Origin of the sequence: Wolbachia endosymbiont (group A) of Cydia splendana (assembly GCF_947179475.1) — a bacterium.
GTDB classification, from domain to species: domain Bacteria; phylum Pseudomonadota; class Alphaproteobacteria; order Rickettsiales; family Anaplasmataceae; genus Wolbachia; species Wolbachia pipientis.
Genome location: NZ_CAMXBP010000001.1, coordinates 486,194 through 501,318 on the forward strand (window position 1 = coordinate 486,194; position 15,125 = coordinate 501,318).

Genomic DNA, 15,125 nt, shown 5'->3' on the forward strand with positions numbered 1-15,125 from the left:
AAGATTAACTACCATACGTGAGAATTATTGCTGCCAAATATAGCCATCCCTCCTTGGTTTTGATGTAAGTAATCCCATACTTTATTTGGTTGATCAACAATAAAGTTTTGATCTAGTATATTGGGAGCTACAGCTCTATTATCTGTTTGTTGTTTTTTAATTTTAAACTTTCTTTTCAGTATAGCCCTGATGTCATTTTTCTGCATAATACTTTGCACCGTTTTCAAATTGCAACTTTTACCCAAAGCCTTCAATTCAGCATGAATTTTAGGAGCTCCATATCTACATTTAGAAACTTGATATATTTTTTGAATAGCTTCGAGTAGCTCTTTATTTGCTGATTCTCTACTGCTTATTTTTCTTGTGGTCCACTTATAGTAGCCACTAGCAGAAAATCCTACATAATTCCTGTACTTTATAGCAGTTACTATATAAAAAAATATTTTACTCTTTTTGACTGGCCAGGGCTTTTTTTTAAATGTCTCTTTCCCTTGTTACTCTTGCTTTGTAAATCAAACCTCTCTTTGTCATAAGGTGCTACATCTGGAAATGCATTTGCCGCTGACTTTTTTTCGTTATATTTCTTCATCCATTTTCCTAATACACTATCCCTTATTCCTAGATCTCTTGCTACTTTTGCAACTGGTTGACCTACCTTTCTTTGTTCATTTGCCAGTTTAACAGCTTCCAATTTGAATTCTGCTGTATATTCTCTTACCATTTCTAATCCTCCAAAATTTTATTTTACCCAAAAAAACTCTTTTCTTTCTCTCCACTTTTTCTGGGTAAGGTCAAACAATGACTATGCAAAAAACCTAATAACATGTATAATCTATAAATAATTTCTGAGGTAGATTGTGAAACTAGGTGTTAATATCGATCACGTTGCAACCCTCCGCAACGCACGCGGAACTTCTTATCCAGATCCATTGAAAGCAGCAGAAATAGCCATTGACGCTGGAGCAGACTTTATTACTGTACACTTACGAGAAGATAGAAGGCATATTAGAGATGAAGACGTATTTAACCTAAAAAAAAGCATTAGCACTGAGTTAAATCTTGAAATTGCAGCCACGGAAGAAATGCTTGAAATAGCAAAAAAGGTAAAACCCTATTCGATTAGTATAGTACCAGAAAAAAGAGAAGAATTAACAACCGAAGGTGGCCTGGATATCGTGAATATGCACAGTAAACTTTCTAGTATAATAGAGGAAATGCATAGCTCTAGCATAAAAGTCTCACTGTTTATCGATCCAAATATTGATCAACTAAAATATCTTGAAAAGCTAGGGACAAAACCTGACATAATAGAAATTCACACAGGGGATTACTGTGATAATCCATCAGAAAAAAAGTTACAGTTAATTACTAATGCTGCAGAGTACGTCAATAAATTAGGAATAGAATGCCATGCAGGACATGGCATAACTTATAAACACGCTAAGAAGATGACAAGAATACCTCACATCTCAGCTCTTAACATAGGCCACTATTTAATTAGCGAAGCTGTATTTTACGGCTTACACAGCGTAGTAAAAACAATGAAAATGACAATGTCTAACTAACTGCTGCTTTTTCCTTCTCATTTAAAATACTTAAAAGAGTTTGGCTTGCTTTAAATTTTACCCTTGTCTTTTTAGGAACAGTCATGATCTCACCACTTTGGGGGTTACGACATTGTTTTTCCTGACTGATAGCAGTAGAAAATGTTCCTATTCCATGCAAACGTATTTCACCTTTCCCATGCAGCTCATTCTTTATTATTTTAATAAACGCATCATGAATCTTGCTCAAATCAGATTTTGTTATATCTATATTCTGACTAGAACAATCTTCCTTTAATTGTTTTATTATATCTTCTTTACTCATAAATTACCTTAATATTGAAAAAATCACATAAATAGCATATTATGTTGACACCGATAGTCAACTAAATTCATCACAAAAATAGAGGATATCATACATTTTTGCAAATATTTGTATAATACTTACAAAAAAACACCCCTATAAAATAACTATCTCTTAGAAAATTGACACTTTTTCCGAGCTTTATGTTGACCATATTTCTTACGTTCAACAACACGTGAATCTCTAGTTAAGAACTCACCATTACGTAGTATAGAATGCAAATCTTGGCTTACACTACTTAAAGCTCTGCTTATTCCATGAGCTAGAGCACCTGCTTGACCAGATAGCCCTCCACCTTTTACAGTTGCAAATACATCGTATTTATCCAATGTGGAAGTTGCAACAAATGGCATTTTTACTATTTGGCACACTGACTCTCTTTTAAAATAAGAAATTAGATCGCCTTTTTTGTTAACACTAAATTTTCCACTCCCCGGCTTTATCCATACTCTTGCTACAGATTCTTTTCTTCGGCCTGTAGCATATAAACGACCAAGCGAATCAACTGCTGATTTAATTGTCTTTTCTGACCAATCATTGTTATTTATTGTAGAACTCTTCATTTTTACTCCATTACTTTTTATTTTTACGATTCAAAGAGGCAAAATCTATCTTTTCAGGTTGCTGTCCTTGATGCTTATGTTCTGAACCAGAATAAACATACAAATTTTCAAAGCGTCTACGTGCCATAGGCCCATCATCAAGCATCCTTTTCACTGCCATTTCTATTACACGCTCAGGAAATTTGCCATTTAAAATATTATCTGGAGTAGTTTTCTTCAAACCACCAGAATAACCTGTATGCTTATAGTAAATTTTATCTTTAAGCTTCTTTCCGGTGAAATGCACCTTTTCTGCGTTGATAATAATTACATTATCGCCACAATCCATATGAGGTGTATACTCAGGTTTATGCTTTCCACGTAATAGTGTCGCTACAAATGCTGCGAGCCTTCCTACCACTAATCCTTCTGCATCTATGACAAACCATTTTTTGTCGATTTGTTTCTCTTTTAAGAAAAAAGTTTTCATTGTAATTTAACTAAACAATAGTAAGCTACTATATACTTAATTTCTCAATAGTGTCAACAATATTAGTTATTGATTATTAAAGTAATTTATGTTAGTAATTGAGCTGCGCAACCAATATGCACAGGAAGTAGAATGTTTCGATTGATTATCACACTTGCGATCATTTTTGGTACTATAAGTTGCTATGCAACCGATGTGGGAGAAGTGATAAGCAAAGCCATCAAAAATAGCTCAAAAATAAAGTCTCAATTTTACCAATATAAAAGCGCAGAAAAACACTATAAATCTTCTGGGTTAGCTGGATTTTTACCTGACATTAGTTTGCAATACAATTTTGATAGTAATTTTAATATTATTAACAATTCACAAGGCTCTGGAAAACGCCTGATATTAAGCCAAAGGATAATAGATGGCGGTGGTACCTTTGCCACATTCAGTCGATCAAGCCATCTTCTCAAAGCAGAAAAGATGCGATTTCAGCAATTAAAACAAGAGCTTGCACTTAATGCTGTGAAAGCATATGTTAATGTTTTACAAAAGACAGAAATATTAAAGCTCAGAGAACATAAAGAACGCGTTTCTTTGGAACATTTGTCAGCTATGAAAAAACGCTTTTCCCTTGGAGAGGTAACCAATGCTGAAGTTTTGTTAGCAAAAGCAAAATTTTCGTCTTCTATATCCGAAAGAGTTGATGCTGAAGGTAAATTAAAGTTGGTAAATATTGCTTATTATCATTTGATTGGCGAAGATGCTGATGACCTTTCTGAAGCTAATGATAAACTACCTTCTGTTCCAGAGCTAAATGAATGTTTACAGTTAGCAAAAACCAATAATTTATCTCTAAAAGCAGCAGTTTATCAAAAAAGAGCAGCCGGAATGGAAGTGATTGCTGAAAGCTCCAAGTGGCTTCCTTCTTTAAATCTAAGTGCAAGCAAAAATTTTGGGGAGGATGGTATGAAGGTAGACAAACTATTAGAAAATGTTCATGTAGTTTTTACTCTTGATGTTCCAATCTTTAAGAGAGGAGTTAATGCTTTTGGTGTCAGTAAAGCTAAAATGGATGCAAAAAAATCTACCTACGATTATTATGAAACGGTAAAAAATATAGAACAAGCAGTTGTAAATGCTTGGAATAATGTGTTGACAGCAAAGGCCATTATCAAAGCAAGTCAAGAAGCGGAAAAAGCAGCAGCTCTAGCATTGGAAGGAGTTGAGCAAGAAGTAAACTTAAATTTAAAGAGTACATCTGACCTTTTGGACACTGAAGATGCATTATTTAAAGCACGTTCAGACTTAGTTGAAGCAAAAAGCAATTATGTGATTAGTGTTTACAACTTGCTTTTTATGATAAATAGTATAGACCTCTAAATTTAATGGTATTAGCACTATGCATGATGAACAAGGCAATCAATCTGTAAAAGATATCCTAGAAGATATAAAAAAAGCTATATCGGGTAAAAACGCGAGTAACGATAAAGCAGAAATAAAGGATGAAAATGATGATGTGCTATACCTTGAGGAAGAGTATCCAGAAGAAATAGAAGAAGATGGCAAAAAAGAAAATAATGAAAAAGAGGACATTGATAATGATGACCAAAGTGAGGAAATGGCTTGCAACAATAACCAATTTAATGGCCATAGCTACAATTCAGAAGAAAAAAAAGATATTTATTTGTACGATAATATCCAAATGAGTAATAACAAAGCGAGTAATAGCGGCTTACAAGCGCAAAATAACGATCATCTAATTTTAAAAGAGAATATGGAAGAGATCAAAGCGTTGCTTGGAAAAATGCAAAACGAATTACAGCATAAACAACAAAAAAAAGCGAACCTTACTGTTGAAGAATTAGTTACATCTCTTTTAAAACCTCAGCTCTCAGAATGGCTGAATAAATATCTACATGCACTGGTAAAAGAAGTAGTTGAAAAAGAGCTTAAAGATATAATCAATAATAAGTAGGGTATTAGCAATAAAAACTAGAGTAAAGACGGCTAGAGGCAGAAAACTATCTTCAACAAGGTGGCTACATCGTCATTTGAATGATCAGTATGTGCAAAAAACTAGCAAGGATGGTTATAGGTCACGCTCAGCATATAAGCTGGTAGAAATGGATAACAAATTTAAATTATTCCAAGAAGGGCAAAAAATTATTGATCTTGGTGCTTCTCCTGGTGGATGGTCACAAGTTGCATCTCAGAAAGGTGCAAATGTGGTTGCTCTTGACATAAAACCAATGAACGCAATTAATGGAGTAGAGTTTATACAATGTGATATTATCAATGAGTTTGAAATTTTAAGAGAAAAATTCAAGGATCAAAAATTTGATGTAATTTTATCTGACATGGCGCCCGAATCTTGTGGTTTAAAATCGTTGGATCATATCAGAATTATGCTTTTATGTGAGGCAGCGCTCAATTTTGCAAAGCATTTCTTGAGCCATGGTGGCACGTTTGTAGTAAAAATTTTCCAAGGAGAATCTGATAAAGATTTTTGTAACGAGCTAAAAAAAATGTTTAAAACAGTAAAATACTTTAAACCAAAGTCAAGTAGATCTGAATCTACAGAAATGTATTTGGTAAGTTTAGGCTTTATTGGCAGCAGACTTTCTATATAATATTAATCCAGGTAGCCCACAGAAACGAAAAAACTTCCTTGACAAACTCCGCCAGCCCCCTTATCATGAAACTGAAGCTATTGTATTTGCTTTCGCCAATCTGCAGATTAAAAGGTAAGGATTACTTAATGTATCGGCGTCTTATGTTCAATTTTTTGCAGTATATAGATACTGTATGTCTTTACAAAACTTCATCTACATCTAGATTTTTATCTAAATAAGCTGAACGCGCTTATAAAGCGTTACAAGACATCAAAAAATGCCAATACTCGACAGAGATAGTAAAAGACTAGCTAACTCGGGGATTCTTTGTCTTTTTTTCTGCTTAGTAAATTTCTTAAACATTTGCAGCGTAGGTTAGTTGCAATTAAAAGCAGCTAAATCTTGCTTGTCAAGCGTTTAAAACATAAAAAACGCCAATATTTTAAAGCAGATAATAACCCCAGGGCTTCTTTTGCCTTTTTTTTTATTTGGTAAATTTCTTAAATATTTATAGCTAAACGACAATCGTCATCCCAGCGGGATCTGGAGATAACGCGGCGGTATGACGGTTCGTGGCGGCATGAAGATAAGCTCGTCATCCCGCTGCTTGTTAGCGGGATCTCTTGTTAGCGCCGCGGCGGTATGACGTAGGACTGCTGTCATTCTGCTACTTGTTAGCGGATGAGATACCGCGAATGAATCGCGGTATGACGGTTCGCGGTGGCATGATGTAGGACTGCTGTGACACCATTATAGAATGAACCAGTGTCAGCTACTTGCATAGAAAATGTTTATGACTAATTTTTAGATCAAACATGGAATTTCGACAAACTTAACTTTTTTGTGAGACTGTTCAGCAATAATAAATAAATTGAGAGGAAAGGTTATGGCAATAAAAAAGGAAAAGTTTTTTGAAATAATAAATGAGGTAAGCAAGAGTGAAGGTTTAAATGAGAATAATTTACTTGAAAGAATAGGAAGTGAGCTAAAAGATGCAGACTCAATAGTATATAGCACTTATAACAATTTGAAGATAGATAAGATGTTCCGTGTATCAGATTCATACAAAATTGTAACTTATACATTGTTACATCTTGCTGTGGAATGTAACAGTGTACCAATAGTAAAACTCCTACTAGCAAAGGGAGTAAAAGTTAATGAACCAATATATGAACTTGATGGAGCTAAGTCTCAATTAACTGCTTTGCACATTGCTGCTTTGCATGGTCATCAAGAGATAGTTCAGCTTTTATTGAATAATGACGCAAATCTTTTACTAAAAGATAGTCAAGGCCGAACTCCAAGGGATATTGTCGGTGATGTAAAAGGTAAAAAGGCTATAATAGAAATGTTAGAGGAAGGAGAACAACGTTATGCTGAGGCAGGAGCTACGAGAAGACAAAATAGACAAGGCACTTTACCGCAGCCTAATAATAAAACTCCAGGAAATTTAGCTGTGAACGGAAATAACGCAACTGCTGCAGTGCAAGCATGTAATGCAAGAGATCAGGAAGAGAACAACGGAACTACACCAAACAACAGAAAAATCTATGTACAAGATGAGGATGAACAGACTTCTTCAAACTCAATCATTAATGAAAACAATACAGACAAAGTAGATGATACATTAGAAAGAGAACAGGCTCTAAGAGAAAGAAATGCTGTGGAGCAAAAGTTGCAAGAGGTAGAACAAAGACTTGCCAATAATCAGAAGCGCATAGAACAAACCGGTCATAATCAACATTCGGAACAATACGGTGCTACATATAATGGTGAATAGACCTTTTTAGATTCGACTATTGATGAAAGTAATAGTAGCGACAGTGGAATAAATACTTCCACAGAAGACATCGGTAAAGAGTTAGAAAAACACAATACACGAGATGAAAATGGAATGACTCCTTTACACCATGCTGCTGCAAATGGTGATGTAAAGACTGCAAAGTATCTAATAGATGATGGAGCAAATGTTGATGCACAAGATAAAGATGGACTGACCCCTTTACATTATGCTGCTACATATGGTTATGTAGAGATTGGAGAATATCTAATAGATAATGGAGCAGGTGTTGATGCACAAGATAAAGATGGCGTGACCCCTTTACACTATGCTGCTGCAAAAAGCGCTAAAGAATCAGTAAAACTTTTGATAAAACGTAAAGCAAATATTAATGCACAAGATAAAGATGGACATACCCCTTTATATTTTGCTGTTGCAAATGACAATAAAGAATTAGCAAAACTTTTGATAAAATATGGAGCAGATCGCTCATTGATAAAGGATGAAGGCTTAGTAATAGATAGACTAAACAGTATGTGTGATCAGCCATCTGAGGTTGTATCTAGTACTTCTTCCCATTCCAAAACACACAACGCAATGGAAACTCCAGAAAAAGCAGAAAAGGTTGAAAAACGTAAAGCTAAGTTAAAAGAATTACGTACTCAGCTAAAGGATGAGCAGAAAAAAAATGAATTGCTAAAACAACAAATACAAGATCTAGAAAGTGAAAAAGCAACGCTTAAGGATAAATTAGACAAAACAGAAAGTCAGTATTCTAAAGCAGAAGCGTTGTTAGAAAAAACGCAAAAGGAACTAGAAGAATCAAAAAGTTGTATAGCTAGACATGAGACTAAGTTGAAACAATTCAATAAAGAGAATGAATCACTAACACAAAAAATAAGAAGTCTGGAGAATGAAAACACACCACTTGAGGGTGAACTGGGCAAAACTAAAACAAATGAAGTGTCGCTAGAAAAAGTAGGAAAAAGACAATTTTCCTTAAAAGTTGCCTATGCGAGTCTTGCAGCTATGTTAGCAGTAGGTGCTGCTCTTAGTATTGCTTCCGGATTGTCTGTTCTATTAATAGTTGCAGCTTCTGTGGTATCTGCATTGATAGCTGGTGGCATTACATACACAATATCAAAACCCATCGCTCCTACCACTGAATTGAAAGAAGTGGATATAGGTTCAGCACAACGTGGTGTTTGTAAAACTTAGCACCTACATCTGTACGAACATTGCAGTTTGCAGGTGGCAGATGCAAGTAGCTGCACTGGAATCCCCAAAAAGGATGATGTCATCCTTGTGCTCCTTTTTTTGTCATCCCAGTGCCCAGACACTGGGATCTAGTTCTTATTGTACATTTACTTGAAGTTTTCTGGATCCCAGTGTCTGGGCACTGCCCTTTTGGATGGAAAGCTACTTTCATGACATCATCGTAAAGTAAACCAGTGTCAGCTACTGGGATGACAGGAAAAGGAGGCTACTTGCATGACCATACGCGTCAAGTTAAGGAAAAGTGGTATAAGGAAGAAAGGAAACGAAAAAACTATTTTATATATTAAGTAATAAAGTTATTAATTTATAGATTCTTCTGAAAAAATTATCTTCTTCTAGATAAGAACTCCCTAAAAAAATAAATGTAACAAATAAAATGCCCATCTCAAATGTTGCTATATTTCACGATATTTCCTTAACTTGACGCGTATGACTTGCATGACGAGCTGGGATAACACCTATAGCCCTAGCGCGTAAAAGTATTTGCAAGTTACACAGTAGTGTGAATTTTTTACTTCGGTAGTTTTTCATTGTCATTATAATCATAATAGTAGTTGAGTTTAATTGATATGAAAACTTTTACGAAAAATTTTAAAAATAACGAAAAAAAGCTAGAGGAGTTTAATAAGGAAATTGAAGATATAACAACTATAGCTCAAGATAAATTTGCACATGAACTTGAGAACATCGCATATGACAGTGTGCAGAAATTTCGCAGTCTGCTTGCTAAAGAGTTAAACTCCATCTTCAACAATATTCATTCTCAAAATGTCAATCTACTAAAATCCAGCCTAGTTGAATATGCTATAAGTTCAAATTTTATCAACAAAAAAGGAGAAACAGCTTTAATACGTTCTCTTCTTAATATATTCATACGATAAAGCACTCAGAGTTGTTGCTGCGCCAATTTAACTTAATGTTGCATGCAAGCTGCATAGCTAAAGTAAGTAAGATTTGCCCCATGCTGTCACGAGGTAAACCTTACTTATTCTAGCTATATCAAAAAGGAGGGTTATTATGTCAATAAGATCGACTTCACCAAGAATATCTGTGCAACGTAAATCTAAGCCTGAATCTTTTCCAGTTACTTTAGAAGAGGTTAAATCTTTTTTACGTATTGAGAACGACCAGGATGATAAGTTGATTTCAGATCTAATTTTTATGGCAACTGATTACGCTGAATGGCATATGGAAAAGTCACTAGTAAAGCAAACATGGCAAGTTTCATATGAAGATTATGTACCTCGTAGGATCTATTTAAGCTATGGCCCTGTGAGTAAGATAGTATTGGCTACTGCAATGATGTCTAAAAATCAAGAGAAGAGAACACTTAAGTATTATTTTAGTGATGTAGGGGGCTACGTTGAGTTTTTCAATTGTTTGAATGCAATAAGAGTTGATGTTGTATACGAAGCTGGTTATGACAATGTTCCTGAGCAGATAAAACTAGGTATTATGCGGCATGTTTCTGCTCTTTACAAAAATCGTGAATCGGAGGTAAGTAGCCATTTATCTGAAGTGAAGAAGGTTTATTCTCCGTTTCGCGAACCAAAGGTTGTGTTGTAGCTCTTTCTTGTCATCCAAACTGGGCTACTACGTCATACCGTTACGGATAGATCCCGCTAACAAGTAGCGGGATGACGAGGTATAAACCTTATCGTCATACCGCGATTCATTCGCGGTATCTCTTAACATAGATCCCGCTAACAAGCAGCGGGATGACGAGTTTCTATATATCTTTTGAGGGTTAATCATGGAAAAAATTCAAGCTATAAACGAGTTGTACAATAGCGTTTATGAAGCACTAAAAGCAAATTCTGATTTAAGAAAATATGTTACTAACATTTATGACTACTTACCTAAACAGGTCACCATTCCTTACTTGAGATTGCGCGCAGTGAATTATAGCAACCTGCATATGCTGTCCAATTTTGCTACAAAGGCAAGTTTTCATGCGACATATATACTTATCATATAAACAGTATGTTTGCCATTATAAGGCATATTAACTTGATACTTAAGAGCATTGAAGATTTTAATAATGAGGTCATTTTAGAAAGTAATTGTGCTATGGATCAGCACGATGAAATTTTACATTCAACAATTAATTTTGATATTTTAATAAAAGGAGGTGATAATGAGCAAATTACAGCTAAAAATTAAAGATCATGACAATAATTTTATTGTGTTAAATAATATACGAAACCTAAGGTTTACTTTGCGTAATAACAGAGAAGAGGTAAAAGATATTTCTTCTTTTGGCTGGAGAAAAGTATTGGATTCTGCTGGAAGCAGACATATTACGATAAAAATTAATGGAATTTTAGACTCTGTATTAGCTGATGAATTATTACGTAATTCTGCTATATTAAACTCTAATAATGATTATGAAATTAGTTTTAACACTAAGGAAAAAATCAGGCTTAGGTGTTCAGTTGAATTGTATGGGAGGTATTATGATCCTGTTACTTTTGACAGTTTTACTGTCGTTTTAACTAGTGCTGAAGTTGTAAACGCTTTTCATTAATGTTAATTTAATTTTTTCATATACAATAGTAACTGGTGAGAATTTTAACTAAATTAAAAAAAATCATGAACGACAAAGACCTTTTCGAGGAAGACGGTGATAATATTGAAGAAAATAACGATGATAAAAGAGAGAGAAGTTTAGAAAATGAAAATCAGCAAAATCAAGAAGAACAACACAAAGAGGAAGATAAGCAATACATAATACAGTATATTCAAGAATATTTAAAAGCTTTTGAGGATATTCTAAATCAGATCGACGAAGGAATTGACAATTTAGATAGTTACGAAAGGACTATGCAAATAAAGCGAAGTATAGATAGGCTCATAGAGACTTTATATAGTCAGGCTGCGTCCGAAGATATTGATGCAGAATTTGAAACCACAAAGCATACTCGCGATAAATCAGAATCTATGAAAAGAGTTAGAGAGAAAAGAAGGAAGCAAGCAATAGAAGAAGTGTTAAGTAGCATGTTTGCCCAGCAACAGAAGGAGTTAATGAACGCTAAACACTTAAGTCATGGACATGAAACAACACATGATGATGAAGCAAAGAAACGAGTGAAGTCTTCAATCAGGGGAGTGTTGTTTTCGGTGATTGCTCATAGGATGGATCCAAGAAGGAGGGCAGGGGAAACTGCTGACGGTAACGAAAAGCAAGCTCATATACATGGCAGGGAAGCAGTTGGTGGAGTTTTAGGTGCATTGTTAAAAACATTTTTAACAGCAGTTACTGCCATTGTGCGCGAAATTGCTAAACCACTTCAGAAACAGGAAACATCTTTTGCAAAACAAGTTGAAGAAAGCAGAAACGCAGATTCACAAAAGGGTCGATCTGTGTAGATTTCTCCTTGTAATAATCTTTCGATTCTACTGTCTGTTAATTCAAATTAGGGTTATAAAATTTTAGAAGCCAGCTCTTATATAACCAATTTATAGCAAGAAATTACGATACAAAAATCAGCGTCCGTTAGAAAATAAACATAACACAGGGTGATAGAGTTGCCCCTATCCATAAGCGTCAGTTAAGCTCAAAATTGTAAGCTTAAAATATGGTTGAATAATTATTAATAATAGTATATAATTATTAACGTTTTTCAGGCATTTTTGTTATGGGTGCGCCAAGTAAGCGTTTAGAATACAGTTGGTGAAAATCCAACTTAGGCAAAGTCTAGCCAACCATACGCGTCAAGTTAAGAGATTGTGAGCAAATTTAGAGAGGTTAAAGTGGATACTCTAGCCCTTCTACGTTTGTCTTTTAATGAAAATCGCGACCAAGTTATAGTGAGTTTTTTAAGAAATGCTTTTAAACTATTAATTTTGGTTAATACTAAAAATAACTCTCTAACCCGCCTTTTTAGCTCAATAAATGCCTTTGTTAAGCTAAGTTCTGTATTCTTTTTCACTTCTGTGCAACCAACTATGCCGTGAAATATAAGAATTGCGCACAATTTAGCATATAGTTCACATAATACTCTGCATGGCTTTCCTTTTAGCTTATCAAGCCTGATATGGCTTTTATACAATTTAAATAATAACTCAATTTGCCACCTTACTCTGTAAATCGTTAATACTTGCTCAGCACTAATTTTATTTTCTGGAACATTAGTTATAAATATTGACCAGTTCAACAATTTTTGATTTCTTTTAGAGGATGTATATCCCTGCGATCTTGCTAATCTATTAGCTTTCCTTCTTCTGGCCATAGACTGTTCTTCAGTTAGTTTCTGACATATAATTCTTACTCTAATTTTTGCTTCTTTTCCTAACAATACCTCGTTTTCTAAAAATAACTTATCCTCTAAACATTCTAATAACTCCATTTTTTGATTTGTTTCTACATCATATATGTTGGTATCGGATTTATAACGACTTATGAAATAAGCTCCTATTTCATTGATTTGTTTAAAAGAACTTGGCACAAAATAACCGAGATCAGATATTAGCAAATCATTGCTTAATATATTACTTAAATGTTTCCTATATCCCTGGTCTGATCTTACCCCCTCCGTTAAATTAAGTTGGTCTATTATCTGATTCATGTAGTCGAAAACTAATTGTAACTTTATTCCAGACTTAGTATTGCTTTCATAGCCACTGTAGCTAGTACCATAACCTTTATACATCTCTTCCATACTGTTAGGTAGAGTAATATAGCTACTGTCCAATAATTTAACACTATTAAATTGCTGTAAGATTTTGCAATCAACTTGCAAGATATTTTTAAAGAGAATCACAGATTCATTATACATCCTTTTCATAAATTCCACTGCTTCTTCAGTAAATCTAAAATCCAAACCTTGTTTTGTTATATCTATCGAGTCCTCGTTTAGTAATTGACACATTGTTTCTACGCTACAATTATCAACTCCTATATTACCCAAGACCATGGCTTTTACGAATGATGAACCTTTTAGCTTTCTCTTTCTTTTTATAAACCTTGTTGTAATTGAGATTTTCTCTGCTTTTTCATTAAAAAATTCTTTGAGCTTTTTTGATAAGCAAGTTATTTTATTCATTGGTTCTCTCACTAAAAGTATATCTGGGAGAACTTATACCTTATTATTCTATCTCTTTCATACCTTTATTTCCTTAACTTGACGCGTATGGTTCAAAAAAGTGTGTCAAACCGAAAAAAAAGTAATAAATTGATATAAAAAAAATGGAGTTTTGACTGACCTTACCCAGAAAAAGTGGAGAGAAAGTTTGGAATGTTTTTCACAAAGAGAATGATGAATCAAAATGCTCAGGAATGCAATAGTTAATAGTGACGTTGTTTGTTATAAAAAATTTCTATATATTCAAATATAGCAGTTTTGATATGCTGTTTAGAGTGCCGAGAGGTGTCTATTGGTAACTCCCTTTTTAGAGAACTGAAGAAGCTTTCCACAACAGAATTGTCGTAACAACAACCTTTATAACTCATCTATGTTTTTTATGGATAAGAGATATTGATAACCTTGCGAAGTATATTGTGAACCTTGATCACTATGTAATAGTAGATTTTTGGCAGGTTTACGCTTGTTAACGGCCATTAATAAAGAGTCCATAACCAATTGTTTATTTATTGAACTGCTCATTAACTACCATGCGTGAATATAGATCGATTATTGTTGCCAAATATAGCCATCCTTCTTTGGTTTTTATATAAGTAATCCCATACTTTATTTGGTTGATCGACAATAAAGTTTTGGTCTAATATATTGGGAGCTACTGTCCGTTTGTTGTTTCTTAATTTTAAATTTTCTTCTCAATATAGCCTGAATACCATTTTTCTGCATAATACTTTGCACTGTTTTTAAGTTGCAACTTTTACCCAAAGCCTTCAATTCAGCATGAATTTTAGGAGCTCCATATCTACATTTAGAAACTTGATATATTTTTTGAATAGCTGCGAGTAGCTCTTTATTTGCTGATTCTCTACTGCTTATTTTTCTTGTGGTCCACTTATAGTAGCCACTAGCAGAAAATCCTACATAATTCCTGTACTTTATAGCAGTTACTATATAAAAAAATATTTTACTCTTTTTGACTGGCCAGGGCTTTTTTTTAAATGTCTCTTTCCCTTGTTACTCTTGCTTTGTAAATCAAACCTCTCTTTGTCGTAAGGAGCCATGTTACCTCTACCTGGAAATGCATTTGCCGCTGACTTTTTTTCGTTATATTTCTTCATCCATTTTCCTAATACACTATCCCTTATTCCTAGATCTCTTGCTACTTTTGCAACTGGTTGACCTACCTTTCTTTGTTCATTTGCCAGCTTAACAGCTTCCAATTTGAATTCTGCCGTATATTCTCTTACCATTTCTAATCCTCCAAAATTTTATTTTACCCGAAAAAACTCCTTTCTTTCTCTCCACTTTTTCTGGGTAAGGTCACTTGGCAACAGTTGCTCTACTTTCTCCTTCATCCAATGCTTCCATTGCTTTTTTCCTTAAGTCGTAACTATACGCTGCTGGCATACAAACCCCTCTACCATAAATCCATTCTTACCTTATTGG

General features: G+C 34.2%; 16 protein-coding genes and 3 pseudogenes. 11 read left to right on the top strand and 8 right to left on the bottom strand.

Annotation, left to right across the window (positions count from 1 at the left end):
• Nucleotides 1-13 precede the first annotated feature (13 nt).
• Nucleotides 14-721: pseudogene (locus OM961_RS07550) on the bottom strand (IS3 family transposase); the annotation flags it as partial.
• Between the two features lie 136 nt (nt 722-857).
• Here OM961_RS07550 and OM961_RS02310 point away from each other — a divergent pair.
• Nucleotides 858-1,565 carry a pyridoxine 5'-phosphate synthase gene (locus OM961_RS02310; RefSeq protein ID WP_006279877.1) on the top strand — a complete coding sequence of 236 codons (708 nt, stop codon included), beginning with the start codon at nt 858-860 and terminating at the stop codon, nt 1,563-1,565.
• Here OM961_RS02310 and OM961_RS02315 read toward each other — a convergent pair.
• From OM961_RS02315 to rplM, 3 genes are all read right to left on the bottom strand, one after another.
• A complete protein-coding gene (locus OM961_RS02315) occupies nt 1,558-1,869 on the bottom strand; it encodes an HU family DNA-binding protein (protein ID WP_006279876.1) in 312 nt (103 codons plus the stop codon). The two genes, OM961_RS02310 and OM961_RS02315, sit on opposite strands and share 8 nt — an antisense overlap.
• Before the next feature lie 146 nt (nt 1,870-2,015).
• A complete protein-coding gene (gene rpsI, locus OM961_RS02320; protein ID WP_006279875.1) occupies nt 2,016-2,471 on the bottom strand; it encodes a 30S ribosomal protein S9 in 456 nt (151 codons plus the stop codon).
• 10 nt (nt 2,472-2,481) lie between these two features.
• A complete protein-coding gene (gene rplM / locus OM961_RS02325) occupies nt 2,482-2,940 on the bottom strand; it encodes a 50S ribosomal protein L13 (RefSeq protein ID WP_253302273.1) in 459 nt (152 codons plus the stop codon).
• Between the two features lie 132 nt (nt 2,941-3,072).
• Between rplM and OM961_RS02330 the strand changes: the two genes are divergently transcribed.
• The 5 genes from OM961_RS02330 to OM961_RS02350 all read left to right on the top strand — a co-directional run bounded on the left by OM961_RS02330 (nt 3,073) and on the right by OM961_RS02350 (nt 8,538).
• Nucleotides 3,073-4,308: a TolC family protein gene (locus tag OM961_RS02330; RefSeq protein WP_264339280.1), complete on the top strand. Its 1,236-nt coding sequence runs from the start codon at nt 3,073-3,075 to the stop codon at nt 4,306-4,308.
• A 19-nt stretch (nt 4,309-4,327) separates the two neighbouring features.
• Nucleotides 4,328-4,903 (top strand): PopZ family protein, encoded by a 576-nt coding sequence (locus OM961_RS02335; RefSeq protein WP_010082598.1) that lies wholly within the window; start codon nt 4,328-4,330, stop codon nt 4,901-4,903.
• A 76-nt stretch (nt 4,904-4,979) separates the two neighbouring features.
• Entirely contained in the window at nt 4,980-5,558 is a 579-nt protein-coding gene (locus tag OM961_RS02340) for an RlmE family RNA methyltransferase (protein WP_015588787.1), read from the top strand.
• An 868-nt stretch (nt 5,559-6,426) separates the two neighbouring features.
• Nucleotides 6,427-7,320 (top strand): ankyrin repeat domain-containing protein, encoded by an 894-nt coding sequence (locus tag OM961_RS02345; protein WP_264339282.1) that lies wholly within the window; start codon nt 6,427-6,429, stop codon nt 7,318-7,320.
• 69 nt (nt 7,321-7,389) lie between these two features.
• Nucleotides 7,390-8,538, top strand: coding sequence for an ankyrin repeat domain-containing protein (locus tag OM961_RS02350; protein WP_264339585.1), 1,149 nt, complete (start codon nt 7,390-7,392; stop codon nt 8,536-8,538).
• A gap of 79 nt (nt 8,539-8,617) precedes the next feature.
• Here OM961_RS02350 and OM961_RS02355 read toward each other — a convergent pair whose 3' ends face one another.
• On the bottom strand, nt 8,618-8,749 hold the full coding sequence (locus tag OM961_RS02355; protein WP_264339283.1) for a hypothetical protein: 132 nt from the start codon (nt 8,747-8,749) through the stop codon (nt 8,618-8,620).
• A 251-nt stretch (nt 8,750-9,000) separates the two neighbouring features.
• The gene (locus tag OM961_RS02360; RefSeq protein ID WP_264339284.1) at nt 9,001-9,144 is read right to left on the bottom strand and encodes a hypothetical protein; all 144 of its coding nucleotides are present in this window, start codon (nt 9,142-9,144) and stop codon (nt 9,001-9,003) included.
• A 23-nt stretch (nt 9,145-9,167) separates the two neighbouring features.
• Between OM961_RS02360 and OM961_RS02365 the strand changes: the two genes are divergently transcribed.
• The 5 genes and pseudogenes from OM961_RS02365 to OM961_RS02385 all read left to right on the top strand — a co-directional run bounded on the left by OM961_RS02365 (nt 9,168) and on the right by OM961_RS02385 (nt 11,967).
• Nucleotides 9,168-9,479, top strand: a complete 312-nt coding sequence (locus tag OM961_RS02365) for an ECH_0659 family protein (RefSeq protein WP_007548422.1) — start codon at nt 9,168-9,170, stop codon at nt 9,477-9,479.
• Between the two features lie 136 nt (nt 9,480-9,615).
• On the top strand, nt 9,616-10,164 hold the full coding sequence (locus tag OM961_RS02370; protein ID WP_264339285.1) for a head-tail connector protein: 549 nt from the start codon (nt 9,616-9,618) through the stop codon (nt 10,162-10,164).
• A 187-nt stretch (nt 10,165-10,351) separates the two neighbouring features.
• A pseudogene (locus OM961_RS07330) lies at nt 10,352-10,761 on the top strand (DUF3168 domain-containing protein).
• On the top strand, nt 10,736-11,125 hold the full coding sequence (locus OM961_RS02380) for a phage tail protein (RefSeq protein ID WP_264339288.1): 390 nt from the start codon (nt 10,736-10,738) through the stop codon (nt 11,123-11,125). The pseudogene OM961_RS07330 and the gene OM961_RS02380 overlap by 26 nt, the downstream one beginning before the upstream one ends.
• A gap of 65 nt (nt 11,126-11,190) precedes the next feature.
• Nucleotides 11,191-11,967 carry a hypothetical protein gene (locus OM961_RS02385; protein WP_264339289.1) on the top strand — a complete coding sequence of 259 codons (777 nt, stop codon included), beginning with the start codon at nt 11,191-11,193 and terminating at the stop codon, nt 11,965-11,967.
• 350 nt (nt 11,968-12,317) lie between these two features.
• Here the strand turns inward: OM961_RS02385 and OM961_RS02390 are convergent, their stop codons facing one another.
• Both OM961_RS02390 and OM961_RS07555 read right to left on the bottom strand, forming a co-directional pair.
• Nucleotides 12,318-13,643 (bottom strand): IS4 family transposase, encoded by a 1,326-nt coding sequence (locus OM961_RS02390; protein ID WP_264339118.1) that lies wholly within the window; start codon nt 13,641-13,643, stop codon nt 12,318-12,320.
• Nucleotides 13,644-13,842: 199 nt separating this feature from the next.
• Nucleotides 13,843-14,929, bottom strand: a pseudogene (locus OM961_RS07555) (IS3 family transposase).
• Nucleotides 14,930-15,125: the final 196 nt, after the last annotated feature.

Excerpts from the sequence above, each read along its gene's own strand:
- OM961_RS02315 (WP_006279876.1), bottom strand. The coding sequence starts at position 1,869 with ATGAGTAAAGAAGATATAATAAAACAATTAAAGGAAGATTGTTCTAGT.
- rpsI (WP_006279875.1), bottom strand. The coding sequence starts at position 2,471 with ATGAAGAGTTCTACAATAAATAACAATGATTGGTCAGAAAAGACAATT.
- rplM (WP_253302273.1), bottom strand. The coding sequence starts at position 2,940 with ATGAAAACTTTTTTCTTAAAAGAGAAACAAATCGACAAAAAATGGTTT.
- OM961_RS02330 (WP_264339280.1), top strand. The coding sequence starts at position 3,073 with ATGTTTCGATTGATTATCACACTTGCGATCATTTTTGGTACTATAAGT.
- OM961_RS02335 (WP_010082598.1), top strand. The coding sequence starts at position 4,328 with ATGCATGATGAACAAGGCAATCAATCTGTAAAAGATATCCTAGAAGAT.
- OM961_RS02345 (WP_264339282.1), top strand. The coding sequence starts at position 6,427 with ATGGCAATAAAAAAGGAAAAGTTTTTTGAAATAATAAATGAGGTAAGC.
- OM961_RS02355 (WP_264339283.1), bottom strand. The coding sequence starts at position 8,749 with ATGAAAGTAGCTTTCCATCCAAAAGGGCAGTGCCCAGACACTGGGATC.
- OM961_RS02360 (WP_264339284.1), bottom strand. The coding sequence starts at position 9,144 with ATGATTATAATGACAATGAAAAACTACCGAAGTAAAAAATTCACACTA.
- OM961_RS02365 (WP_007548422.1), top strand. The coding sequence starts at position 9,168 with ATGAAAACTTTTACGAAAAATTTTAAAAATAACGAAAAAAAGCTAGAG.
- OM961_RS02370 (WP_264339285.1), top strand. The coding sequence starts at position 9,616 with ATGTCAATAAGATCGACTTCACCAAGAATATCTGTGCAACGTAAATCT.
- OM961_RS02380 (WP_264339288.1), top strand. The coding sequence starts at position 10,736 with ATGAGCAAATTACAGCTAAAAATTAAAGATCATGACAATAATTTTATT.
- OM961_RS02385 (WP_264339289.1), top strand. The coding sequence starts at position 11,191 with ATGAACGACAAAGACCTTTTCGAGGAAGACGGTGATAATATTGAAGAA.
- OM961_RS02390 (WP_264339118.1), bottom strand. The coding sequence starts at position 13,643 with ATGAATAAAATAACTTGCTTATCAAAAAAGCTCAAAGAATTTTTTAAT.